Annotated in this window: 24 protein-coding genes; 10 read left to right on the top strand and 14 right to left on the bottom strand. The window is 65.2% G+C overall.

Going from position 1 to position 23078, the window contains the following annotated elements; translation table 11 throughout:
* The first annotated feature begins 30 nt into the window (after nt 1–30).
* Together BRAGE_RS0132255 and BRAGE_RS0132260 are read left to right on the top strand one after the other, a co-directional pair.
* Nucleotides 31–903 carry a carbohydrate ABC transporter permease gene (locus tag BRAGE_RS0132255; RefSeq protein WP_027561014.1) on the top strand — a complete coding sequence of 291 codons (873 nt, stop codon included), beginning with the start codon at nt 31–33 and terminating at the stop codon, nt 901–903.
* Nucleotides 900–1751, top strand: coding sequence for a carbohydrate ABC transporter permease (locus BRAGE_RS0132260; protein WP_027561015.1), 852 nt, complete (start codon nt 900–902; stop codon nt 1749–1751). The genes BRAGE_RS0132255 and BRAGE_RS0132260 overlap by 4 nt, the downstream gene beginning before the upstream one ends.
* 59 nt (nt 1752–1810) lie before the next feature.
* Here the strand turns inward: BRAGE_RS0132260 and BRAGE_RS0132265 are convergent, their stop codons facing one another.
* The 7 genes from BRAGE_RS0132265 to BRAGE_RS0132295 form a co-directional block, all read right to left on the bottom strand.
* Nucleotides 1811–3838: a methyl-accepting chemotaxis protein gene (locus BRAGE_RS0132265; RefSeq protein ID WP_027561016.1), complete on the bottom strand. Its 2028-nt coding sequence runs from the start codon at nt 3836–3838 to the stop codon at nt 1811–1813.
* Nucleotides 3839–3854: 16 nt separating this feature from the next.
* Nucleotides 3855–4838, bottom strand: coding sequence for a TRAP transporter substrate-binding protein (locus BRAGE_RS0132270; protein ID WP_027561017.1), 984 nt, complete (start codon nt 4836–4838; stop codon nt 3855–3857).
* Between the two features lie 100 nt (nt 4839–4938).
* Nucleotides 4939–5751, bottom strand: coding sequence for an ABC transporter permease (locus BRAGE_RS0132275; RefSeq protein WP_027561018.1), 813 nt, complete (start codon nt 5749–5751; stop codon nt 4939–4941).
* 3 nt (nt 5752–5754) lie between these two features.
* A complete protein-coding gene (locus BRAGE_RS0132280) occupies nt 5755–6669 on the bottom strand; it encodes an ABC transporter permease (protein WP_027561019.1) in 915 nt (304 codons plus the stop codon).
* Nucleotides 6666–7835 (bottom strand): ABC transporter ATP-binding protein, encoded by a 1170-nt coding sequence (locus tag BRAGE_RS0132285; RefSeq protein WP_027561020.1) that lies wholly within the window; start codon nt 7833–7835, stop codon nt 6666–6668. Before BRAGE_RS0132285 ends, BRAGE_RS0132280 begins: the two co-directional genes overlap by 4 nt.
* Nucleotides 7836–7909: 74 nt before the next feature.
* Nucleotides 7910–9370, bottom strand: coding sequence for a glycerol-3-phosphate dehydrogenase (locus BRAGE_RS0132290; RefSeq protein WP_027561021.1), 1461 nt, complete (start codon nt 9368–9370; stop codon nt 7910–7912).
* A 135-nt stretch (nt 9371–9505) separates the two neighbouring features.
* The gene (locus tag BRAGE_RS0132295) at nt 9506–12193 is read right to left on the bottom strand and encodes a sensor domain-containing protein (RefSeq protein WP_027561022.1); all 2688 of its coding nucleotides are present in this window, start codon (nt 12191–12193) and stop codon (nt 9506–9508) included.
* 202 nt (nt 12194–12395) lie between these two features.
* Here BRAGE_RS0132295 and BRAGE_RS0132300 point away from each other — a divergent pair, with 202 nt between their 5' ends.
* Nucleotides 12396–13499, top strand: a complete 1104-nt coding sequence (locus BRAGE_RS0132300) for an NAD(P)/FAD-dependent oxidoreductase (protein WP_027561023.1) — start codon at nt 12396–12398, stop codon at nt 13497–13499.
* Nucleotides 13500–13614: 115 nt separating this feature from the next.
* Here BRAGE_RS0132300 and BRAGE_RS0132305 read toward each other — a convergent pair whose 3' ends face one another.
* Complete coding sequence (locus BRAGE_RS0132305) at nt 13615–13794, bottom strand: YdcH family protein (RefSeq protein ID WP_025034152.1); 180 nt, start codon at nt 13792–13794, stop codon at nt 13615–13617.
* Between the two features lie 328 nt (nt 13795–14122).
* On the opposite strand from BRAGE_RS0132305, the gene BRAGE_RS0132315 reads away from it, so the two are divergent.
* From BRAGE_RS0132315 to BRAGE_RS0132325, 3 genes are all read left to right on the top strand, one after another.
* Nucleotides 14123–14329 carry a YdcH family protein gene (locus BRAGE_RS0132315; protein ID WP_008546179.1) on the top strand — a complete coding sequence of 69 codons (207 nt, stop codon included), beginning with the start codon at nt 14123–14125 and terminating at the stop codon, nt 14327–14329.
* Nucleotides 14330–14470: 141 nt separating this feature from the next.
* Complete coding sequence (locus BRAGE_RS0132320; RefSeq protein ID WP_027561024.1) at nt 14471–14686, top strand: hypothetical protein; 216 nt, start codon at nt 14471–14473, stop codon at nt 14684–14686.
* A gap of 21 nt (nt 14687–14707) precedes the next feature.
* Nucleotides 14708–14959 (top strand): hypothetical protein, encoded by a 252-nt coding sequence (locus BRAGE_RS0132325; protein ID WP_027561025.1) that lies wholly within the window; start codon nt 14708–14710, stop codon nt 14957–14959.
* A gap of 60 nt (nt 14960–15019) precedes the next feature.
* Here the strand turns inward: BRAGE_RS0132325 and BRAGE_RS0132330 are convergent, their stop codons facing one another.
* Nucleotides 15020–15751, bottom strand: coding sequence for a GGDEF domain-containing protein (locus BRAGE_RS0132330; protein ID WP_027561026.1), 732 nt, complete (start codon nt 15749–15751; stop codon nt 15020–15022).
* A 141-nt stretch (nt 15752–15892) separates the two neighbouring features.
* Between BRAGE_RS0132330 and purE the strand changes: the two genes are divergently transcribed.
* On the top strand, nt 15893–16381 hold the full coding sequence (gene purE, locus BRAGE_RS0132335) for a 5-(carboxyamino)imidazole ribonucleotide mutase (protein WP_027561027.1): 489 nt from the start codon (nt 15893–15895) through the stop codon (nt 16379–16381).
* On the top strand, nt 16378–17484 hold the full coding sequence (locus BRAGE_RS0132340) for a 5-(carboxyamino)imidazole ribonucleotide synthase (RefSeq protein WP_027561028.1): 1107 nt from the start codon (nt 16378–16380) through the stop codon (nt 17482–17484). The genes purE and BRAGE_RS0132340 overlap by 4 nt, the downstream gene beginning before the upstream one ends.
* A 49-nt stretch (nt 17485–17533) precedes the next feature.
* Here the strand turns inward: BRAGE_RS0132340 and aqpZ are convergent, their stop codons facing one another.
* Nucleotides 17534–18256: an aquaporin Z gene (gene aqpZ / locus BRAGE_RS0132345; protein ID WP_027561029.1), complete on the bottom strand. Its 723-nt coding sequence runs from the start codon at nt 18254–18256 to the stop codon at nt 17534–17536.
* Between the two features lie 261 nt (nt 18257–18517).
* On the opposite strand from aqpZ, the gene rpsU reads away from it, so the two are divergent.
* Both rpsU and BRAGE_RS0132355 read left to right on the top strand, forming a co-directional pair.
* Nucleotides 18518–18814, top strand: a complete 297-nt coding sequence (gene rpsU, locus BRAGE_RS0132350; protein WP_008546194.1) for a 30S ribosomal protein S21 — start codon at nt 18518–18520, stop codon at nt 18812–18814.
* A gap of 223 nt (nt 18815–19037) precedes the next feature.
* The gene (locus BRAGE_RS0132355) at nt 19038–19688 is read left to right on the top strand and encodes a tetratricopeptide repeat protein (RefSeq protein ID WP_027561030.1); all 651 of its coding nucleotides are present in this window, start codon (nt 19038–19040) and stop codon (nt 19686–19688) included.
* Nucleotides 19689–19717: 29 nt separating this feature from the next.
* Here the strand turns inward: BRAGE_RS0132355 and BRAGE_RS0132360 are convergent, their stop codons facing one another.
* The 4 genes from BRAGE_RS0132360 to BRAGE_RS0132375 all read right to left on the bottom strand — a co-directional run bounded on the left by BRAGE_RS0132360 (nt 19718) and on the right by BRAGE_RS0132375 (nt 23010).
* Entirely contained in the window at nt 19718–20641 is a 924-nt protein-coding gene (locus BRAGE_RS0132360) for a hypothetical protein (protein WP_027561031.1), read from the bottom strand.
* 94 nt (nt 20642–20735) lie between these two features.
* Entirely contained in the window at nt 20736–21020 is a 285-nt protein-coding gene (locus tag BRAGE_RS0132365) for a cupin domain-containing protein (protein WP_027561032.1), read from the bottom strand.
* Between the two features lie 28 nt (nt 21021–21048).
* Entirely contained in the window at nt 21049–22146 is a 1098-nt protein-coding gene (locus tag BRAGE_RS0132370; protein ID WP_027561033.1) for a calcium:proton antiporter, read from the bottom strand.
* Nucleotides 22147–22203: 57 nt separating this feature from the next.
* Complete coding sequence (locus tag BRAGE_RS0132375; RefSeq protein ID WP_027561034.1) at nt 22204–23010, bottom strand: alpha/beta hydrolase; 807 nt, start codon at nt 23008–23010, stop codon at nt 22204–22206.
* Between the last annotated feature and the right edge of the window lie 68 nt (nt 23011–23078).

Consider the following 23078-nt stretch of genomic DNA (forward strand, 5'->3'; position numbering starts at 1 on the left):
GCCGGAAGTCCTTTCAAAGAGTCCGAAAGAATGGCGATCACGCTCTCTGGCGATCAGGCACTCCCCGGCCCACCCTTGTCGTCGCGGCTGACCCCGGCGCAGGTCTGGGGCATCATCCTGCTCGCGCCCTATCTGCTGGTTTTCCTCGCCTTCGTCGTCTATCCCGTCTGCTACGGGCTATGGCTGGCGCGCGCTCCGGCGAACTATGTCGCGCTGTACAACGACCCGATCTTCGCGCGTGCCGCAGTCAACACGCTGATCTTTCTGGTCATCGGCATCAACATCAAGATGCTGATCGCGCTGTTCCTGTCCGGCTTCTTCGCCATGCAGCGCACCTGGATCAAATGGCTCTCGGTGATCTTCATCCTGCCCTGGGCAGTGCCGTCGATCCCGACCATCCTGTCGGTGCGCTTCATGCTCAACCCCGAATGGGGCGTGATCAACCACCTCATCTTCTCCTTCACCGGCGATGACGGCCCGAACTGGCTGAACGACCCGACTGTGGCGCTGAGCATGGCGATCGGCGTGCACATCTGGAAGTCGCTGCCATTCTGGACGCTGATCCTGATCACCGGACGCCTTGCGATCTCGCACGACCTGTTCGAGGCCGCCGAGGTCGACGGCGCGAGCTGGTGGCAGAAATTCCGCTACATCACCTGGCCGTCGATGCAGACGCTCTACATCACCTGCACGCTGCTCTCGATGATCTGGACGCTCGGCGACTTCAACAGCGTCTATCTGCTCACCGGCGGCGGTCCGGCCGACCTCACGCATGTGCTGGCGACGCTCGGTATCCGCTATCTCCGGCTAGACCAGCTCTCGCTCGCGATGGCCTCCATCGTCTGCGCGATGCCGTTCGTCCTGCCGCTCGTGTACTTCATGATGAAACGGTTGTCGCGATGAAGCTTCCCTCTCTCCGTGACGTCGCGACGGAAGCGCGGCTGCTCCTGATCGGCATTCCCGTCTTCCTGTGGACGATGATTCCGATCTATCACATGTTCTTGTTCGCGATCTCCCCGAAGGAGGACGCGTTCTCGGGCAAGCTGTGGCCGGACCACCCGACGCTGCACAACTTCGAGATCGTGTTCAAGCAGCAGCATTACTTCCTGCGCGACTTCTACGTGCAGTTCTGGAATTCGACGCTGATCGCAGCCGCGGTCGGCGTGCTGACGCTGTTCGTCGCCACGGCCGCGGCGTTCTCGATCTCGCGGCTGAAGGTGCCGGGCGGGCGCATGGTGCTGAACCTCGCGCTGTTCACCTATTTCATCCCCGCGGCGTTCCTCGCCGTGCCGATGTACCGCACCATGGGCAATTACGGCCTGCTCAACAATCACTGGTCGCTGATCCTGGCGATGGTGACGATCGCCAGCCCCTATGCGATCTGGGTGCTCAAGCAGGCCTCCGACAAGCTCCCGGTCGAGCTGGATGAGGCCGCGGTGATGGACGGCGCGACCACGCTGCAGATCTTCCGCCTGGTGTACCTGCCGCTGATGATGCCCTCGCTGGTCGCGATCGGCACTTATGCGGTGCTGCTGGCCTGGAACGAGTACCTCTACGCGTTCCTGCTGCTCTCGAACGACCGCGAGATCACGCTGCCCGTGGCGCTCGGCAACTTCCTCGCCGCCGACGACTCGCCGTGGGAGCTGTTGATGACCACCGGCTTCATCTACGCGCTGCCGCCAGCCGCGGTCTATTACGCCTTCCGCCGCTACATGGTGGGCGGGCTCACCGCGGGTGCGGTGAAGTCCTGAATGTCAGATGTGCACTTCCCGCGGTGCGCCCATAGGAGGGCGGCCGCGGGGAGATGCTCTCACCCCGCCTTGCGCACCGTCTGCAGGAACTCCGCGACGTCCTTCTTGAGCGCGCGGGCCTGATCCTGCAACGCCGACGCGGCCGTGAGCGCGGCTTCGGCGCCGGCATCGGTCTCACCCGCCACGGTGCGAACGGCGCCGACCTGGTCGGTCACGGCTGTCGTGCCGTTCGCCGCCTGCTCGACATTGCGGGCGATCTCGCTGGTTGCCGCACCCTGCTCCTCGACGGCGGAGGCAATCGTCGTCGCGATCTCCGTCATCTCGGCGATGGTTCTGCCGATCTGACCGATCGCGGCGACCGACTGTCCGGTCGAGTTCTGAATCTCGGCGACGAGCCCTGCGATCTCCTCGGTGGCGCGCGCGGTCTGGGTCGCGAGGCTCTTCACCTCGTTGGCGACCACGGCAAAGCCCTTGCCGGCGTCGCCGGCCCGCGCCGACTCGATCGTCGCATTGAGCGCCAGCAGGTTGGTCTGGCTCGCGATCGCCTGGATCAGCTGCACCACCGTGCCGATCCGCTCGGCGGAATCCGACAGCGCGCGCATCAGGGCCTCGGTCCGCGAGGCCTCTTCCTTGGCCTGGTCCGACACCGATACGGAGCGCGCGACCTGGCTGGAAATCTCCTTGATCGAGGCTGCCAGTTCGTGCGTCGCCGCCGCAACGGTCTGCACGTTCGAGGACGCCTGGGCCGATGTCGCGGCGACCTGCTCGGCCAGCGAGCGGCCCCGCTCGGCAACGCGGGCGAGGCTCGCGGCGCTCTGCCCCATCTCCTCGGCACGGCTGGAGACGCCGCCAATGACGCCCTCCATGCCGCTATCGAAGCGATCGGCAAGCTGCGCCATCATCGCCGCACGCTCCGTCTCTGCTGCGGCACGCTGCGCGGCAGACTCCTGCTCCATGCGTCGTACGGTCTGTGCGTTCCGGCGGAACACTTCGACAGCGCCAGCCATGTGACCAATTTCGTCACCGCGCCCGCCGCCCGGGATTGCCTCGTCGAGCTCGCCCGCCGCGAGGCTCTGCATGCGCAAGGTCATCTGGCCAATGGGCCGCGACACGCTGCGTCCGATCAACCAGGCCAGCAATGCACCCAGCACGAGCGCGGACGCTGCGACCGTGAACACGAGATTGCGCGTCTGATCGACCGACCCAGCCGTCAACCGGCTCTGCTCGGTGCGCGTCGCACCCAGAGCCCTGCTGATCTCGGCGGCCTTGGCGTCGATCGCGCTGCTGGATTTAACCAGATCGGCCTGCGCCTTGCGCAACTCGCCCATCGCGGCAGACAGCTCGGTCAGCGTCGCCGATTGATCGGTGAGCACCTTCTTCAGGGCCGCGATCAGATTCTTCAGTCGCGGCGCCTCGACGTCGGCGATCTCCGCCTCGCTATCGGCCACCGCGGCCAGCACATAGCCAATCGTCAGCCCGGCATCGTCGGCATCGACCTGGGCTTGGGTGATGGTGTAACGCAGCACCGAGACCCGCATCGCATCCACCGTGCCGGCCAGACGCAGGGGCTGGAGCAGACGGTCGGGCTGGTTGACAAGCGCGACATTGATCGCGCCGACATCGAGACCAGCCGTGGCACCGAGCGCCTCGCTCTTGGTGCTTGCGTTGCGCAAACGGTCGACAGCGCCCGCGACTGCCGTGAAGGATTTTCGATAGGTCCCGAGCGCATCCACCAGAGCGGCGCGGCCGGCGGCGATCGCCGGCAGGCGGCCGAACTGCTGATCGACCTGATCAAAGGTCTGGCCAAAGCCGTCGATCGCCTTGATGGCGCTATCGCGGTCGCCGAGATTGCGTGTGCGGACGAATTTCTCAACGGTGACGTTCGCCGTGAGCAGCGCGGCGTGCACGCGCGCCATGCCGGCATCGCCGTCGGCGCTGGTCACGAGCTCTCCGACGGTGCCGCCGATCTCGGACAGCCGCATGACGGCGAGCAGCGCCAGCACGCAGAGGAAACCCAGCACCAGCGCGAAGCCGCCGAAGATGCGCGGGCGAATGCCGATGCGTGACAGGATCAATGACAGGTTCATGATGTTTCCCGCGCGATTACGGCGTCGCCCGGATCCGGGCGAGCAGATCCTTGCCGAAGCGCTTCTCGAACTCGGGCTCGAGAGGCTTCACGGCATCGATGAAGGGTTGGCGGTCGACCTTTTCGATGATCTCCATGCCGCCCTTGCGAAGCTCCTCGATTTTCTTCGTCTCCTCCGCGACGCCACTCTTCCAGGTCGCCTCCGCGCCGGCCTTTGCCGCGGCGATGATCGCGACCTGGTCCGCGGGCGTGAGAGCCTGGAACGCATCGCGATTGGCAACGAAAGCAATGGGAGCGAAGAAATGGCCCGTCAGGCTGGCATATTTCTGCACCTCCTCGAGATGGCTGGCGGCAATCGTCGCGACCGGGTTCTCCTGCCCGTCGATACGGCCGTCCTTCAGTGCGGAATACACCAGCGTGAATTCCATCGGCACGACCTCGGCGCCCAGCGCCTTGAAGGTCATCTGATAGACCTCGTTCGGGAGCACGCGGATCTTCAGGCCCCGGAGATCCGCGGGTGTCTGTATCGGCCGCTTCGAATTGGTCACGTTGCGAAAGCCCTGCTTGCCGATCGCGAGCAGCACCAATCCCTTGTCGGCGAAATGCTTGGCGAACAGCGCGCCGACCGGCCCCTCCGCGACAGCCTTGGCCTGCGCGGCATCGCGGAACAGGAACGGCACGTCGAACACGCCGAACTCCGGCACGGCGGAGCTGACCACCGAGCCCGACAGCGTCGCCATGTCGACCACGCCACTGCGCATGGCGGCCAGGATCGCCGTCTCACTGCCCATCGCGTTGCCGGCGCGTGCATCGAGGATGATGCGGCCCTGTGCGGTCTCGGCGAGCTTGCGGCGGAATTCGTCGGAGCCGATCTGCTGCGGCGACTGCGGCGAACCGTTGTACACCAGCGACACCATCTGGGTCGCAGCAGCCGACGGCGGAACAGTGAGACAGAGTAACGCCAGAACCGTGCTGGCCACACCAATATAAAGCCGCTTCATCGCCCTCTTCCCCAAGCGAGGTGACGATAGCCAGATAAGCTATATGAATTGTTAACTATGTCAGGTGGTGCCTGAGCACCATATATGATGTGTTGGACGGCTACAGCGGCGCCGCGCTCTCGCCCTGCGAGCTCGACAGTTTCGAGGCGAGCGAGGCGATCACGATGACGACCGCGATCAGGCCGATCACCAGCGTGCAGATCGCGTTGATCTCGGGCTTCACGCCGAGCCGCACCTCCGAATAGATCCGGATCGGCAGCGTCGCCGAACCTGGGCCGGTGGTGAAGCTGGCGATCACGAGATCGTCCAGCGAGAGCGTGAACGCCAGCATCCAGCCTGCGACGATCGCGGGCGCGATCAGCGGCAGCGTCACGGACACGAACGCGCGGACCGGGTTGCAGCCGAGATCCATCGCCGCTTCCTCCAGCGAGCGGTCGAGCGAGCCGAGGCGGGATTGCACCACCACCGCGACGAAGCACATCGTCAGCGTGGTATGCGCGATCGTCACCGTCCAGAAGCCGCGCTCTGCATTCAGCGCCACGAACAGCAGCAGCAGCGACAGGCCGGTGATCACCTCCGGCATCACCAGCGGCGCATAGAGCATGCCTGAGAACAGCGTGCGGCCGCGGAACCGCTCGCCGCGCGAGAGCGCCACTGCCGCGAGCGTGCCGAGCAGCGTCGCGATGGTCGCGGAGGCGACCGCGACCCGCAAGCTCATCCAGGCCGCCTGGATCATGGCGCGGTCATTGAAGAACTCGCGGTACCAGCGCAGCGACCAGCCGCCCCACACCGTCACCAGCCGCGAGGCGTTGAAGGAATAGATGACGAGGATCAGGATCGGCAGATAAAGGAACGCCAGCCCCAGCGCGAGCGAGGCGACGTTGAAGCGGGACAGGCGGGAGACCTTGCGCATGGCTCAGCGCCCCTGCTCCAGCTGCCGCTTCTGCAGCCGCTCGTAGAGCAGCAGCGGCAGCAGCAGCACCACCAGCAGCACGATCGCCGCGGCGGAGGCGACCGGCCAGTCCTTGTTGGTGAAGAATTCGAGCCACAGGGTCTGGCCGATCATCAGCGAATTGGAGCCGGCCAAAAGGTCGGGAATGACGAACTCCCCGACGATCGGGATGAAGCAGAGCAGCACGCCGGCGCCGACGCCGGGCAGCGACAACGGAAAGGTGACGAGCCAGAACACCTGCCAGGGCGGTGCGCCGAGATCGGAGGCCGCCTCCTCCAGCGCCGGCTCCATCTTGGCGAGCGTGGCGTAGAGCGGCAGGATCATGAACGGCAGATAGGAATAGACGATGCCGATATACATCGCGCCGTCGGTGGAGAGCCAGACCACGGGCTGGCTGACCAGATGCAGCGCCAGCAGGATCTGGTTGAGCAGGCCGTCATGCTGGAGGATGTTGATCCAGGCATAGATGCGGATCAGGAACGAGGTCCAGAACGGCACGATCACCAGCACCATCGCCACCGCCTGCCAGCGCTTGGGCAATCGCGCCATGCCATAGGCGATGGGATAGCCGATCAGCAGCAACAGCGCGGTCGCCGTGACGGCGACAGTGAGGCTGCGCACATAGGCGAACACGTAGATGTCGTCAGAGCCGAGCAGCTTGAAGTTATCGATCGACAGCGCGGCAAAGGCGGACTTCAGCGCCTCCCATCCCGCCGTCAGGTCGAACACCGGCTCGTAAGGCGGCTGCGCGATTGCGGTCTGCGACAGGCTGATCTTCAGCACGAAGGCGAACGGCACCAGGAAGAACAGCACCATCCAGACATAGGGCGCGATCGCGGCGAAGCGCGCAGGCCTTGCGAAGATGCGGCGCGAGCTCATGACGGCAGCACCATGCAATCGTCGGGCGTGAACCAGGCGACAACGCGCTGGTCCAGGCTGTAGGCGTCGACGTCGAGGCGCGCGCTGTTGGCGACAGACGCCTCAATCAGCCCGCCGGTGTCGAGCTTCACCTTGTAGGTGGTGGTGCCGCCGAGATAGCAGATGTCGTCGATCACGCCGTCGAGAGCGTTGATCGCGGTTTCACGACCGGCCTCGCTCACGGGTGCACGCCGCGACAGCTTGACCTTCTCGGGGCGGATCGCGACCGCAAATTTTCCTGCGCCGACCGGTTCGCGCGGCTCGGCCACCACCAGCGGACCCGCATCACGCGTGCCGATGACCAGACGATGACCGTCGCGCAATCTGGTCTCGCCGTCGAACAGGTTGATGTCGCCGACGAACTCCGCGATCCAGCGCGAGCGCGGCGCCTCGTAGAGCTCGCGGGGACGCGCGACCTGGGCAAGCTTGCCTGATTTCATCACGCCGATCCGGCTCGCCATCGTCATGGCCTCCTCCTGGTCGTGGGTGACGATGATGAAGGTCATGCCGAGCCGGCGCTGCAGCTCCATCAGCTCGCCTTGCGTGCTCTCGCGCAGCTTCTTGTCCAGCGCTGCGAGCGGCTCGTCGAGCAGCAGGAGTTGCGGCCGGCGCGCCAATGCACGCGCCAGCGCCACACGCTGGCGCTGGCCGCCGGAGAGCTGGTCGGGCTTGCGCTTCTCAAGACCCCCAAGCTTCACCAGCGCGACCATCTCCGCAACGCGCGTCGCGATCTCGGCGCGCGCCATGCCGGCGCGTTTCAGGCCGAAGGCGATGTTGTCGCGCACGGAGAGGTGCGGGAACAGCGCGTAGTTCTGGAACATCATGTTGATGGGACGCTCATGCGGCAGCGCCTGCGCGATGTCCTTGCCGCCGAGCAAAATGCGGCCCTCGTCCGGTGCCTCGAAGCCGGCGAGCATGCGCAAGAGCGTGGTCTTGCCGCAGCCGCTCGGCCCGAGCAGCGCAAAGAATTCGCCGGCCTTGATATCCAGCGAGACGCCGTCCACGGCCCGGAACGTCCCAAAGGTCTTGGCGACGTTCTCAATGCGCAATAGCGGCTGGCCCGCCCCAGGAAGCGCATTTCCGCCGGCCGCCGCCGCGGCATCCCTTCTGGGCAACTCGTCCGTCATGGTCCCTGCCAACCCCGATTCCGCTGCACGCTAGCGGCCGATTGGCCTTTGCTCAACCGGTTCGGGATGGATCCTCACATCACGTTCGCCATGAACGCCGCCAGCGCATCGCGGTCCGCCTGAGGCATGGTCAGGCCAAGCTTGGAGCGACGCCACAGGATGTCCTCCGGGAAGCGCGCCCATTCGTGGGTCATGAGATAGCGCACTTCGGCGCCGGTCAGCTCGGGTCCGAACGCGGGGCCGAGATCGTCGCCGGTGTGCGCCTCGCCGAGTACCGTCGATAGGCGCGAGCCATAGGCCGCAACGAGACGCTGGGCCTGCGGCTCGGTAAGAAAGCGCCAGCGATCACGCGCGAGGTCGACCTCGGTGTCGAAACGATCCCAGGCGAAATCGCCGCCGGGCAGCGGTGCACCTGCCGTCCAGGGTCGCGACATCGGATAGAACGGCGTCAGCCGCGTCACCGCGCGCTCGGCGCGCAGGCGCGAGGTGGTGACGTCGCCGCCGAACATCGTGATCAGCGGCGCCTTGCGCCGGCGTGCGTGGAACAGCGTGGTGCCGTCGCGCCCGCGTGCGGACGCCAGCGTCAGGTTGACGCCCGAGACCGTCCGGACCACGTCGGTCGGGGCAACACGCTCACGGAAATAGCGGCTCGCCGCCTCGCAGAGATAGCTGACATCGGCACCCGGCATCGCCACGATGGCGGGATCGCCGGTGAACGCGTGCGTGACCGTGCCGACCAGCGTGAAGTCGCGCTCGAAGGGCTGTGCGAAGATCAGCCGTCCATCGCTGTTCTGGAAGACGTAGACATTGTCTGACTCGAACAGCCTCGACACGATGATCTGGCTCATCTGCGTGGCCGCCATCGCAGGCTGCGGCTGCCGCAGCACGGTGTCCGCGACCATCGAGGTCCAGGCGCCGGTGGTGTTGGCGAGAGCGCGCGACGTAATGATGCGGCGGTGGCCGCGATCGACCACCGCGAGCCGCCAGGTGTCGGTCCTGTCGGCGCGCACGCAGCGCGCCCCGGTACAGATCGCGGCGCCGCGTTCGGCGGCGTCCAGCGCCGTGAGCACCACCAGGCGGGAATCGTCGACCACGCAGTCCGAATATTCGAACGCCATGCCGAACGGACGTTTCAGCGCGTTACCGACGGGATGATGTGTGATGTCGAGGGTCGCTGACGGCGGCAGGCCGCCTCGCTTCGTGAGTCCGTCATAGACATACAGGCCGGCACGCAGCAGCCAGGGCGGGCGCTCCTCGGAATGGGCGGGGATGACGAAACGCATCGGCCGCACCAGATGCGGCGCAATCCGAAGCCAGATCCCGCGCTCGGCGAGCGCCCGGCGCACCCGCCAGAACCCGCGGCGCTCCAGCACCGACAGATCGCCATGGACCAGCCGCGGCGTCGCCGACGAGGCTGCGCCGCCGAGATCGCCCTGCTCCAGCAGAATGACGCGCAGGCCGCGGCCGGCCGCATCGCGGGCGAGGCTGACACCGTTCAGGCCGCCGCCGATGATCGCAAGGTCGTAATCCGCCATGAAGCCGTCGGGTGGGAGCGAAGCTCACCATCACTAGAGCCATTTCCGTTCCGATGAAATCAGAACGGGGCTCTAGATTCTTATTTTGACGCGTTTTCTTGACGCGAACCGGCGGCCACTTCGCTCGAAAACGCTCTAGCCGGTCTTGAGCGCAAGCTCCATGGCCTCGGCGCGGCCGACGAGGCCGGCATATTTCTCGATCGGCAGCGGCTTGCCGAGCAGATAACCCTGCACGCCGTCGCAGCCTTCCTTGGCGAGGAAGGCGAGCTGCTCGACGGTTTCGACGCCCTCGGCGATGATCGACATTTCGAGGCCGTGGCCGAGATCGATCACGGCGCGCACGATTGCGGCCGATTGCGGATTGCGACCAAGATTGATGATGAAGGCGCGGTCGATCTTGATCTTGTCGAACGGGAACGCCTGGAGATAGCTCAGCGAGGAATAGCCGCTGCCGAAATCGTCCATGGAGATGCGCACTCCGAGCGCCTTCAGCCGGCGGAGCAGCGCCAGGCCGCGATCGAAGTCCTCGATCAGCACGCCCTCGGTGATTTCGAGCTCGAGCCGGCCGGGCGCAAGGCCCGTCTCGATCAGGATCGAATGGACGAGGCCGACCACGTCGCCGTGCATGAACTGCGCCGGCGACAGGTTGACTGCGACCTGGAGCGGATTCGGCCAGGATGCCGCCTCGCGGCAGGCCTCGCGCAGGATCCACTCGCCCATCTCGACGATCAGGCCGCTCTCTTCCGCGATCGGGATGAATTCGGCCGGCGAGACCTGGCCGCGCACCGGATGCTGCCAGCGCGCCAACGCCTCGAAGCCGATGATGTCGCTTTCGGCGACGCTGTGACGCGCGACGCCCTGCGGCTGGAAGGCGAGTGAGAGCTCGCCGTTCTTGATCGCCATCGACAGGTCCTGGTGCAGCACGCGGCGGTCGCGGATCTGCTGGTCCATCTCCGGCTGGTAGAGGCTGATCGTGCCGCGCGACTTCTGCTTGGCGCGGAACAGCGCCGCACCGGCATTGGCGAGCAGCGAGGCCGCGTCAGCGCCATTGTGCGGGAAAATCGACATGCCCGTGGTGACGCCGGCGCGAACCGGCCGGCCGTCGATCTGGAATTCCTGGGCGACGGCCTCGCCGATCTGCCGCGCCAGCGCGAGGCCCGCCTCCGGCTGCTTGCCGTCGATGATGAGGCCGAACTCGTCGCCGGACAGGCGTGCCACCACGCCGCCGCGCGCGGAGTCCTGGAGCCGCTGGGCCACCTCGATCAGGAGCTTGTCGCCGAGCGCATGGCCGAAGACGTCATTGACCTCCTTGAGGCCGTCGAGATCGACGCAGAGGACGGCGAACTCCTCGCCGGTACCTTCGCAGGCCTCGATCATCTGGGTCAGCGCCTGCAGGAAGGCGGCGCGGTTCGGCAAGTCCGTCAGGCCGTCGTGATAGGCCATATGCGCCATGCGCGACTCGGTCTGCCGGCGGTCGGTGACGTCCTCGTGGGTCTTGATCAGGTATTGCGGCTCGCCGGCATCGCTGAGCACGGTGGCGCGGCGGGTCAGGAACAGCCGCAGGCCGTCCTTGGTGGAGATCGGGTGCTCTTCCGTGATCATGCCGCGCTTCTTGATCGCGGCCTCGTCGCGCGCGATGATCAGCTTGGCTTCCTTGGGATTGAAGATGTCGGATGCGGTCAGGCCCGTGGCTTCCTCGCGCCTGCGGTTGAGGATCGTCTCGGCGCTGCGGTTGGCGAGCAGATAGCGGCCATCCTTGACCTGCTCGACGATCAGCGCCACCGGGATGTTGTCGACCACGAGCTCAAGGAACTTCTTGGTGCTCTCCAGCTCCTGCGACAGCGAGCGGCGGTCGGTGATGTCCTCGAACACCAGCATCAGGAATTCGGGCTTGTTGCTTTCGTTGCGGACCACGATCCGGATCGAGGCCACCATGCGGCGTTCGCCGCCGCGCTCGACCTCGAACTCGTTGCGATACTGCCCGTCCGGCGCCAGCAGCGCGGTCCGGTCGGTCGCCTCGATGCTCGCGGCCGATTTCGGCGCGAACAGCTCGCGCGCGTTCTTGCCGACGACGTGGTCGCGCGAAAAGCCCCAGAAGCGTTCATAGGCGCTGTTGGCGAAGATGTAGCGGCCGTCCTCGATGCTCTTGGCGGCGACGCAGGCCGGCACGTTGTCGAGCACCGTCTCCAGGAATTGCTTGGTGGAGGCGAGCTGCCGCGACAGCTTGCGCTGCTCGCTGACATCGAGATGGGTCGCCACCGACCCGCCGTTCGGCAGGATGAAATATTTGACCAGGATGGCTCGGTTGTCAGGCAGCTCGGTGACCAGGCCGTTGGGGCTCGCCGCCTTTTCGTAGAACTCCTCGTCGGAGACGCCGCCGAGCACGCCGCGCTTGCGCCTGAGCTCGAGGATGTCGTAGCCGGTCATGCCGGCGCGGAGATCCGACCGGGTCAGGCCGTAGATCTCCAGATAGCGGTCGTTGCAGAAGATGATGCGCCGCTGCGCATCCGTCATCACCACGCCCTGGTTGAGATTGTTCATGGCGGAGGAGACGAAGGCATTGCGCCGCAGTTGCAGGCGCCTGGTCCGCCGCAGCGAGGAATGGATCCACAGCACAATGGCGGCGAGGAACGCGCAGATCGCGATGCCCGCGATCAGGGCCTCCCAGACCACGCTCGGATCGAGCTGGCCGAGATAGCTCGGCGGGGCGAAGCTGTCCGAGAGCGCATAGGCGCGCGCGGGCGCCACCGCGCCGGCCAGGCACAGCACGGCCTGCACAGCAATCGGAAGCGTGCTGCCCACGTGCCAGTTCTTCTCAGCCATCAGCCACCCGCGATTTCAACGTCGGATTGTCTGGCCTCGCGGGTTTGGATCGGGTAAACGCCTGTACGCGCAACAGAAAAATGTGACGTGAAATACGGCAATTGCCCTGACATGATAAATGCTTCCTTAACGGACAACGGCCCCGCGCCGTTGCAGCCGGGTTTGATACCACCAGCGCTTCCAGCGGACATGCTGCACAACCATGGATAGGGTCGACTGTGTCGTCATCGGAGCCGGCGTGGTCGGGCTCGCGGTGGCGCGAAAGCTCGCCCAGGCCGGGCGCGAGGTCATCGTGCTGGAGGCGGCCGAGGCGATCGGCACCGTCACCTCCTCGCGCAACAGCGAGGTGATCCATGCCGGCATCTACTACCGCGCCGGCAGCTGGATGGCGCGCATGTGCGTCAGCGGCAAGCACGCGCTCTACCGCTACTGCACCGAGCGCGGCATCCCGCACAAGAATTGCGGCAAGCTGATCGTCGCGACCAGTCCGAAAGAGACCGAGAAGCTGCAATCGATCAAGGCGCATGCCGAGGCCAATGGGGTGCTCGACATGCAGCTGCTATCAGGCGAGGCCGCACGCGAGCTGGAGCCGGCGCTGGCCTGCGACGCCGCGCTGCTCTCGCCCTCGACCGGCATCATCGACAGCCACGCCTACATGCTGTCGCTGCGCGGCGAGGCCGAGGAATCCGGCGCGGCTTTCGCGTTTCACACGCCGCTGATCCGCGCCAAGGCGGCCGGCGGCGTGATCGAGATCGACGCCGGCGGCGAAGCGCCGATGACCTTGCAGTGCAGCCTGCTCGTCAATGCCGCGGGGCTTTCGGCAACCACGGTGGCGCGTCTCATCGACGGCATGCCGATCGACCGGATTCCGCCGGCCTATCTCGCCAAGGGAAACTATTTCAGCTGCAACGCGAAGGCGCCGTTCTCGCGCCTGATCTATCCGGTGCCGGAGCCTGGCGGGCTTGGCGTGCATCTGACGCTGGACATGGCAGGGCAGGCGCGTTTCGGCCCCGACGTCGAATGGATCGAGACGATCAATTACGAGGTCGACCCGTCACGCGCCGAGCGCTTCTATCCGGCGATCCGCAAATATTGGCCGACGCTGCCTGACGGCGCGCTGATGCCGAGCTATTCGGGCATTCGCCCGAAGATCGTGCCGCCCGCGGTCGCCACGCAGGATTTTCTGATGCAAGGCCCGCTCGATCACGGCGTCGAAGGTCTGGTCAATCTGTTCGGCATCGAATCGCCGGGACTGACGTCGTCGCTCGCGATCGCCGATCACGTCGCCGAGCTTGCAGGACTCTAAGCGCCGCGCAAACATCCTTGCTTGCGCGGTGTCGCACCTTCCGGCAGGGACGAGCGCAACAGCGTCCATCCCTGCGTGAAAGGGTGCGGTCAACTCAATGCTGTTACGGGGGTTACTAGTGGAGCGTATCGCCTTGCTTCAGACGCTCGATCTGGTCCTTGACCATCAACTTCCGGCGCTTCAACTCAACAATTTGCAGGTCGTCTGTTGAAAGGTGCACGAGAGCTTCGTGCAATTCGTTTTCGAGAAGTTTGTGCTTCCGCTCCAATTCAACCAGATGTGCCTGAATTGTCATTCGAAACCTCCTCGGTAGGGGTGAACCTCAGGATTCGATCCGGACGCGCAACTCTACATCACCGATTCGTTCTGTCGATATCTATCCGTCGTCTCAGCTTCATTTTTGAAAATTCATATGTAACGAACGGTGAGTAAGGAACCGCGCTGGAAAAATCCATGATATCAATGCGCTTGCGCAGCGCTGCCGCGAATCGCTGAAATATCCCGCGGGAGATCGGTGAGCAACGGCCCGAGATCGCTTGCGATCACGCCGCGCAAGGACGATAATTTCCACAGGGCATCCACAGCCTTAATCTCAAGCCCATCGGTTTTCGGCCACCGCAGACATGACCAATGAAGACGAGCGTGAGCTCGAAGCCGAGCTCACCCGGTTGCAGCAGGAACACCGAGATCTCGATGCGGCGATCGATGCATTGCATCAATCGCCCGCCCCCGACCTGTTGCGCTTGCAGCGGTTGAAGAAGCGCAAGCTGTTACTGCGCGACCGCATCGCGTTCATCGAAGACCAGATCACGCCCGACATCATCGCCTGATCCGCGCTGGCGTTTCGCGGCGGCCTTGCGCGCCTCTGAATCCGCTTGACTCCAAAAGAACAAAATAGGAACATTCAAGCACCCTACGCCCCCAGGAAACGCCCAAGGGCTCCGCAAGGAGTCCACACAAGGACAACGCAGATGTCGGCAACCGCCCTTCTCGACAACAGCCATTACGAACAGGCCTGCGATCAGGCAATCGCGATGTGCGACGGCAATCTGCGCAGCACCATCAAGGCGCTGATCATGGCCAACGAATATCTCGAAGCCGAGCTCGAGGAGTTGCAGGCGGCGATTGCGGCCGGCTGCATTCCAGAGACCTCACGCAGCAAGATGCGGAGCAGTAGCGCCGCCTGATTTTATTCCCGGAGCAACGCCATGTCGGACGTGACCTACTACGTTGCAATGCCCTTCCTGATCGATGCCGACGGATCGCCGGTCGCAGGCACCGCGGAGGAATGCCAGAGCTCGACGGCCGCGTTGCGGCGCGCCGAGATCATGGCCCACGTTGCAGGCCATATCGGTGCGGTCGCGTTCAGCCGCAGCGGCGATCCCATGACCGGCGAATTCGGCGACGCCACGCTGCTGCGCAAATTCGGCAACGTGCCGGAAGATCTCGCGACGCTTTAGAGGATTATTGTTTGAGCATGATCTTTCCGGAAAACCGCTGCACACGCTTCCGGATCATGCTCAGCTACTTACGAGCCTGATCCGCGGCTCGTGCCGCCGGCGCGCCTTGCGCACATACATGGCGGCATCTGCTTCCTCAAGGGCGCGGCCTGCATCGGACTGCGCTCCGAGCAGTGCAACGCCGGCGGATGCGCCCGCGGTCACGCCCTGGCCGCGAAAGCTGAAGGACAATTCGTCGATCGCCTGCTCGAGAGCCGCGGCTTTGGCCTTGGCATCGGTCTCGCTGAGATTCCAGAGCAGCAGCGCGAACTCGTCGCCGCCGAGCCGGCCGACTACGTCAGAAGCGCGGACCTGCCGCGTCAGCGTGGCCGCGATCGCCTTGAGCACCTCGTCTCCGGCCGCATGGCCGTAGGAATCATTGATCGGTTTGAGGCGGTCGACGTCGAGCACGATCAGCGCGCCGCTGGCGCGATAGCGCTTCATGTAGGCGATGGCGCGCACGAGCTCGCGCTCGAAACCGCGCCGGTTCGGAATCTCGAGCAGGAAATCGGTATCGGCAGCGTCTTCGAGTTCCGCAACCCGCAGCAAGGCCGCCTTCAGCTTGCTCCGCAGGTCGCGGATCGTTTTTGCGCTCTCCTTGGCGCCGCCGTCGGACGCCCCGCGCCGCGCCGGCTTGGCAGAATGCCTGACAGAATGCCTGGCGGCGCGCTTGGGAGCGGCTTTGGATCGGCTGGCGCTGGTCTTCCGGCCCCTTTTGGCCTTCGCAGCACTTGCCCTTTTTGGTTTCTTCATGGGCATCCTGCTCAATGAAGGCTTGCGGGGATTCACCAAGACAGGATAGTGCATTCCCTTCTCCTTGCCACCGCCTTGCGAGCCGCCGGCCGGAACCGTTAATCTGGCCTATCTTTCTATTTTCCGAGCACAATTGAAGTCATGACCGCGCCGATCGCCATCATCATGGGAAGCCAGTCGGACTGGGAGACGATGCGGCACGCCGCCGACACGCTCGCAGCGCTCGGCATTGCCGCCGACACCCGCATCGTCTCGGCTCACCGCACCCCCGACCGGCTGTTTGCCTTCGCCAAGGGCGCCAAGGCGGCCGGCCATAAGGTCATCATCGCCGGCGCCGGCGGCGCGGCTCATCTGCCCGGCATGGCCGCGGCGCTGACAGAACTGCCGGTGTTCGGCGTTCCCGTCGAGTCCCGGACGCTCAAGGGCATCGATTCGCTCTATTCGATCGTGCAGATGCCCGCGGGCATCCCGGTCGGCACCCTCGCCATCGGCAAGGCCGGCGCGATCAACGCGGCGCTGCTTGCCGCTTCTGTGCTGGCATTGTCCGACCCGGCCCTGTCGGATCGCCTCGCCGCCTGGCGCAAGGCGCAGACCGAGGCGGTTGCCGAGCGCCCGGAGGACAAGGCGTGACTGACGCAAAGCAGGTGAAGCTGAAGCCCGGCGACACCATCGGAATCCTCGGCGGCGGACAATTGGGGCGAATGCTGGCCATGGCCGCCGCGCGGCTCGGCCTGCGCTGCCAGATATTCTCGCCCGATCCGGATTCGCCGGCCTTCGACGTGGTGCTGAACGCGACCTGCGCCGAATATGCTGACGTCGAGGCGCTGGAGCTGTTCGCGGGCGACGTCGACGTCATCACCTATGAATTCGAGAACGTCCCGTCCGCAGCTGCAATGGTGCTGGACGCGCGCCGCCCGGTGCTGCCCAACCGCAAAATTCTCGAGACCACCCAGGACCGCCTCGCCGAGAAGGATTTCGTGACCAAGCTCGGCATCGGCACGGCGGCCTATGCCGACGTCACCTCGGTCTCCTCGCTGCGCGAGGCGATCCTGAGGATCGGCCTGCCGGCGGTGCTGAAGACCCGCCGCTTCGGCTATGACGGCAAGGGCCAGGCCATCATCCGCGAAGGCGACGACATCGCCAAGGTATGGACCAGCCTCGCCACCAAATCGGCGATCCTGGAAGCCTTCATCCCGTACGAGCGCGAGATCTCCGTGATCGCCGCGCGCTCGGCCACGGGCGAGGTCGAGTGCTTCGACGTCACCGAGAACGAGCACCGCGACCACATCCTGAAGATTTCGCGCGCGCCTGCGCCGATTCCGGATGCGCTCGCCGAGGAAGCGCGCAGCATCGCCGGCAAGATCGCAACCGCGCTCGACTATGTCGGCGTGCTGGCGGTCGAGATGTTCGTGCTCGCCAACGGCACCGGGCCGAAGGTGCTGGTCAACGAGATCGCCCCGCGCGTGCACAATTCCGGGCACTGGACGCTCGATGGCGCGTCGGTCTCGCAATTCGAGCAGCACATCCGCGCCATCGCCGGCTGGCCGCTCGGCAAGCCCGTGCGTCACGGCGAGGTCGTCACCATGACCAATCTGATCGGCGACGAGATCCACGATTACGAGAAGTGGCTGAGCGTGCCGGGTGCGACCGTGCACGTCTACGGCAAGGGCGCGCCGCGCCCCGGCCGCAAGATGGGCCATGTCACTGAAGTCAGGCCGCCGAAATTCAAGTAGCGGGACCGCAGCTGCGACTATTGTTTGAAGCTGCGATCCCGCCTCTCGGCTAGGCCGTCTTCACGCCCGCGACGACGCCGGCGGGCTCCTCGCTGAGCCAGCGATAGATCACCCCGCCCAGCGCGCCGCCGATCAGCGGTGCGACCCAGAACAGCCAGAGTTGCGCCAGCGCCCAGCCGCCGACGAACAGCGCCGGGCCGGTGCTACGTGCCGGATTCACCGAAGTGTTGGTGACGGGGATGCTGACGAGATGGATCATCACCAGCGCAAGCCCGATCGCGAGCGGCGCAAAGCCCGCGGGCGCGCGGCCGTGCGTTGAGCCCATGATGACAAACAGGAACATCATGGTCATCACCACCTCGGTGATGAAGCACACGACCATGCTGTACTGGCCGGGCGAATGCGCGTCATAGCCGTTGGAAGCAAAGCCCTTGGTGACGTCGAATCCGGGGGCGCCGCTCGCGATCACATAGAGCAGCTCTGCGGCGATGATCGCACCGCAGACCTGCGCGATCACGTAAGGCAGGATCTGGCCGGCCGGAAAGCGCCCGCCGGCGGCAAGCCCGACGGTGACGGCCGGATTGAGGTGGCAACCCGAGATGTGGCCGATCGCATAGGCCATGGTGACGACGCTCAAGCCGAACGCCAGGGAGACACCGACCAGACCGATGCCGACCTGGGGGAAGCCGGCCGCGATCACCGCGCTGCCGCAGCCCGCGAATGTGAGCCAGAATGTGCCGATGGCCTCGGCGGCGTATTTCTTCATATCCATGTGGCGTCTCCCCTGATTGCAAGATCTCCGGATCAACTTCCGGAAAACGGCCCGCCCTGGGCGCCAAATCACCCCAAAATAGGACCGCATAGGGCATTTTCGCCGTATTTAATGGCTGAACTTGGCCCGAAAACCCGCTTGGCCGGTGGACATCAGGGGTTTTGTCTGATACATCCGCGCCCTCAGGTTAAGGGCTTGCGCGTTTCGCCATCCCCTTTGACTTACCAGAATTCAAATCCGATCCACTGAAGAGGATGCCGCGTGCAGGTTCTCGTTCGCGATAACAATGTCGATCAAGCCCTCAAGGCGCTGAAGAAGAAGATGCAGCGCGAGGGGATTTTCCGCGAGATGAAGCTCCGCGGTCATTACGAGAAGCCGTCCGAGAAGAAGGCCCGCGAAAAGGCCGAAGCCGTGCGCCGTGCGCGCAAGCTGGCCCGCAAGAAGCTGCAGCGCGAAGGCCTGCTGCCGATGAAGCCGAAGCCGGTGTTCGGCGCCGGTCCCGGCGGTGATCGTGGCGGCCGCGGCGGCCCGGGTGCTGGTCCGCGCGGACCGCGCTGATTGCCAAACTCATAAGACTTCAGTTTTCGATGACGCGGGCCCCTGGCCCGCGTTATTGTTTGTGAGGGGTGCCTTTCTGGGAACGGGCACTACCGATGCGGATTGGAGCGCGATGAGATTGGGACGAATCGTCATCGCGCTTCAGGTTGTTGTTCGAGCATGATCTTTGCGGAAGAGCGCTGTGCACGTTTCCGGATCATGCTCTAGCGCGAGCGAACGGTAGATGGCCTCCCTTTTCCCCGAGCGCGGCTTGGCGCGGCTCCGCCAGATCTGGCAGCAACCGCTCGCGCTGGCTTTGATGGGAGTTGCGCTGTGCGGCTGCTCCTTCGACCTGGGATCGCTGATGCCGGAGAAGGACAAGCCGCAGGAGGCGCCCAAGGCGGCCGCCGCCGCCGAGAGCGCGGTCAGCGCCGGCAACGTCACTGAGGCCCAGGCCCATACTGCAAAGGCCCAGTCCCTCGCCAAGGCGGGCGAGACCGCGGCGGCGCTCGACGAGTTCAATCGCGCGGTCGGGCTCGATCCCTACAATGCGCAGGCGCTCTATGGCCGCGCCCTGATCTACCAGGGCAATAACCAGCACGACTTCGCCATCGCCGATTTCAGCGCCGCGAGCGGGCTCAACCCGCAGAAGGTCGAGCCGCTGCTCGGCCGCGCCAACAGCTATCTCGCGCTCGGCAAATTCAAGGAGGCCGCGGACGACCTGGACGAGGCCTCAGAGGCCGATCCGCACAATGCCCAGATCTGGACCGCCCGCGGTCAGGCCTATGAACGGCTCGGCGACAAGGCCAAGGCGGCGGCATCCTACAACAAGGCGGTCGCTCTTCGTCCACGCGACGATACCGCCCGCAGCGGTCTCGCCCGCGTCGGCGGCTGACGGTTTCGGCGCCGCGCAGGCGCCGTCTCTTAGTCGGGGGTCCCGCTCTTCGGCAGAACGGCGTGGAACATCGACTTCATGCCCGACAGCATCTCGTCGGCGACATTGGTCTTCTTCTGCGACGGCATGGACGCGCCGGCATCGGCTCGCAGGTCGAGCGGCGGCGCGATCATCGGGACGGGAATGTCGGCCGGCGGCGTGATTCGATTCGGGTCGTCATTGCCGACCGAAGCCGTGTAGGGCGGCGAGGAGGTGCCATTGCCGTACGCCTCGGGCGACGGCGTGGACACCGTGATCGGCGGCGGCAGCGGACGGACCGCAGACGGCTCCGCCGTCACGACACGGGGAGCCTCCGGGGTACGGGCGGCTTCTCGTACCGCAGACTCCGGGGCTCTCTCGACTGGCTTGGTCTCGGCAGACTTGGTCTCGGCAGCTTTGGCCTCGGCGGCCCTGCCCTCAGGCGACTTGCGCAGGCGCTCGATGGCGGCGCGCGCCAGATCGTTGGCGTCGGGCGACGCGGCCGGGGATGCGGCAGCCGGTGCCGAATTGGCCTCCGCCACCGGTGCGGCGGGCGCGGGAGCTGCCGGGGTCGACTTGGCGGCGGCTTTCTCACGGGCGGGAGTGCGACCGTGCGAAGCGGTCTCGGCGGGGGCAACGTCCGCAGCCTTGGTGTCCGCAGCCTTGGTATCGGGCTTGTCGGCGGGCTTCTCGACCGACGCCTTTTCGGTCACGCTCTTCTCGGAGACACCCTTGGCCTTGACGCCGGGCGCCGGGAGGTTGGCGACGTCGGCAGGCTTGCTGCCGCTCTTGCCGGCATCAGTGGGGGCGACCACGGCCGCAGGGGCGTCGGCGGGCTTGGCGTTGATGTAGTGGTTAACGATGTAGGCCCCGATGATCGTCGCGAGCACCGAGGGGAAAATATCCATCGAGATTTTAGCGAGGTATTTCAGCATTTCTCGGCCACTCCCCGCGCGATCTGATGCGGGAACTTTGGGGCATTGTAAGGGATCAACTGCGACGGATCGATGGCAAATGGTTATGCCATCCTTACGGCTTCAGCTCGATCTCAAGGAACACGATCTCGGTTGAGGTTTCGTTAAGTACGTCATGTTGGACGCCCGCCTTGCGGAAGTAGGATTTCCCGGCCGCAAGCTGCGCCTTGGAGCGCTCGCCATTGGGCGCCACGATGGTCATCTCCCCGGCCACCACGGGCACAATGACGTAGTCCATGCCGTGGGTGTGATGCCCGGTGGCGCTACCAGGCGCGAGCCGCCACTCGGTCACCCGGACCTCTTCATTGTCGATCTGAACCTCGGAGCCGGCGGCTAGCATTGGAACCTCTGCTTGGGGGTGTGGCGCTTCAGGGCACGAACACCATGAACACGTAGACGGCAAATACCACCATATGGACCAGCCCGAACAGCACGTTGGTCCTGCCGGTGCCGAAAGTCAGCATGCTCAGCAAGAATGTCAGGAACAGCAGCGCCGTGTTCTGGGGGTTGAGGCCCAGCACGAGCGGCTGGTCGAGCGCATAGGTCGCGATCCCGACCGCCGGGATGGTCAGGCCGATGGTTGCAAGCGAGGAACCGAGCGCCAGGTTGATGCTCTTCTGGAGGTCGTTCTTGCGCGCCGCCGCGATCGCCGAGACGCCCTCCGGCATCAGGATCAGGAGCGCGACCACGAGGCCGGCAAAGGCCGGCGGCGCGCCGATCATGACGGCGACGGCATCGACCACCACCGAGAACTTCTTGGCGAGCAACACCACGGCGCCGAGTGAAATCAGCAGCAGCACGATGCTGAGCACCAGCATGTTTGCCGAGAGATGGCCAGCGCCACCCTCGCCGCCCTCGGATTCGTGCACGAAATAGTCCCGGTGCAGCACCATCTGGGTGTAGAGGAACACGCCGTAGAGCACGATCGTCACGAGGTCGACGAAGCCGAGCTGGAGCGCCGAAAAGACCGGTCCCGGCGTCGTCAGCGTGTAGTTCGGCATGATCAGGGTCATGGTCGCCAGCACGAACAGGACGCTGAGATAGACGTTGGCGCCCGAGACCTGAAACCCCTGCTCGCGGTAGCGCAGCCCGCCAATCAGGACGCAAAGGCCGACCAGCCCGTTGCAGACGATCATCACCACCGCGAACACGGTGTCGCGCGCGAGCTCCGGCGCCGGCTTGTCGCCCAGCATGATCGTGGTGATCAGCGCGACCTCGATGATGGTCACCGCGAGCGTCAGGAGCAGCGTCCCGTAAGGCTCGCCGATCCGCTCCGCGATCACTTCGGAGTGATGCACGGCTGCGAACACGGTCCCGAACAGGATCACCAGCAGGACGACCGCAAACACGAATCCGCCGACCGAAACGGTGAAGCCGTAGCCCGTCGCCGTGACGATCAGGAACAGCAGCACCGCCAGTGCAGGAAACAGCCAGGCCGACCGCGGCATCGGTCCGTGTGCGCTCATGTCGTCGTGCCCCCCCAATGTCAATCGACGGGATTATGCGACATGCAATCGCCGCCGTCAGCCTCCGGGAGCGTTGATGAATTGGCGCGCCGTCTGCATCGCGCCGAAATCGTCCAGGTTCTCGTGGCCGCCGCCCGGAAAGCGGACGAATTTTTTCGGCTCATGCGCCAGCGCGAACAGGCGCTCGCCGAAGGCGATCGGGATCGCGGGATCGTTGGTGCCATGCATGATCAGGAGCGGCGCCGTGACATGCGCGATGCGCTGGTCGGACCGGAACTGATCCCGCATGAGCAGGCTGACTGGCACGAAGCGGAACATCGAGCCGGCGACATCCACGGTCGAGCTATAGGGTGCTTCCAGGATCAGCTTGCTGACGGGATGTTCGGCCGCAATGGCCACCGCCACGCCGGTGCCGAGCGAAAAGCCCCAGGCGATGATACGATCGGCGCTGTAACGCTGCGCGGTGAACGCGTAAGCGGCTGCGGCGTCCTGCAGCAGGCCCTGCTCGCTCGGAGATCCCGTCGAGCCGGCGTAACCGCGAAACGAAAGTGCCACGAGGCCGGTACCGTCAGCGGTGATCGCCTTGAAGCGGGCGACGCGGCCGGCGAGGAAATCGCCATTGCCGTGGAAGAACAGCACCACGGGACGCCCGGGCTTGGCCGGCACGTGCCAGACGATGACCTTCTCGCCATCGGCGGTCGTCAGCACATGCTCCTCGGCCTCGGGAAGGCCAGCGGCGGCAGGCGCGGTACGGCCGACCGGCGGGATCGGAAACAGCATATCGCGCTGCTTGAAGAACAGCACGGCCAGCCCGATCAGATAGAAAGCGGCGCTGACGATCAGGATCCATTTCAGGATTGTCATCGCGATGCGCAATCCAGATCTGCCCTGCTATTTGGCGCGCCGAGGCTTGAGCAGCTTCTCGACCTCGG

Origin of the sequence: Bradyrhizobium genosp. SA-4 str. CB756, assembly GCF_000473125.1 — a bacterium.
GTDB classification, from domain to species: domain Bacteria; phylum Pseudomonadota; class Alphaproteobacteria; order Rhizobiales; family Xanthobacteraceae; genus Bradyrhizobium; species Bradyrhizobium arachidis.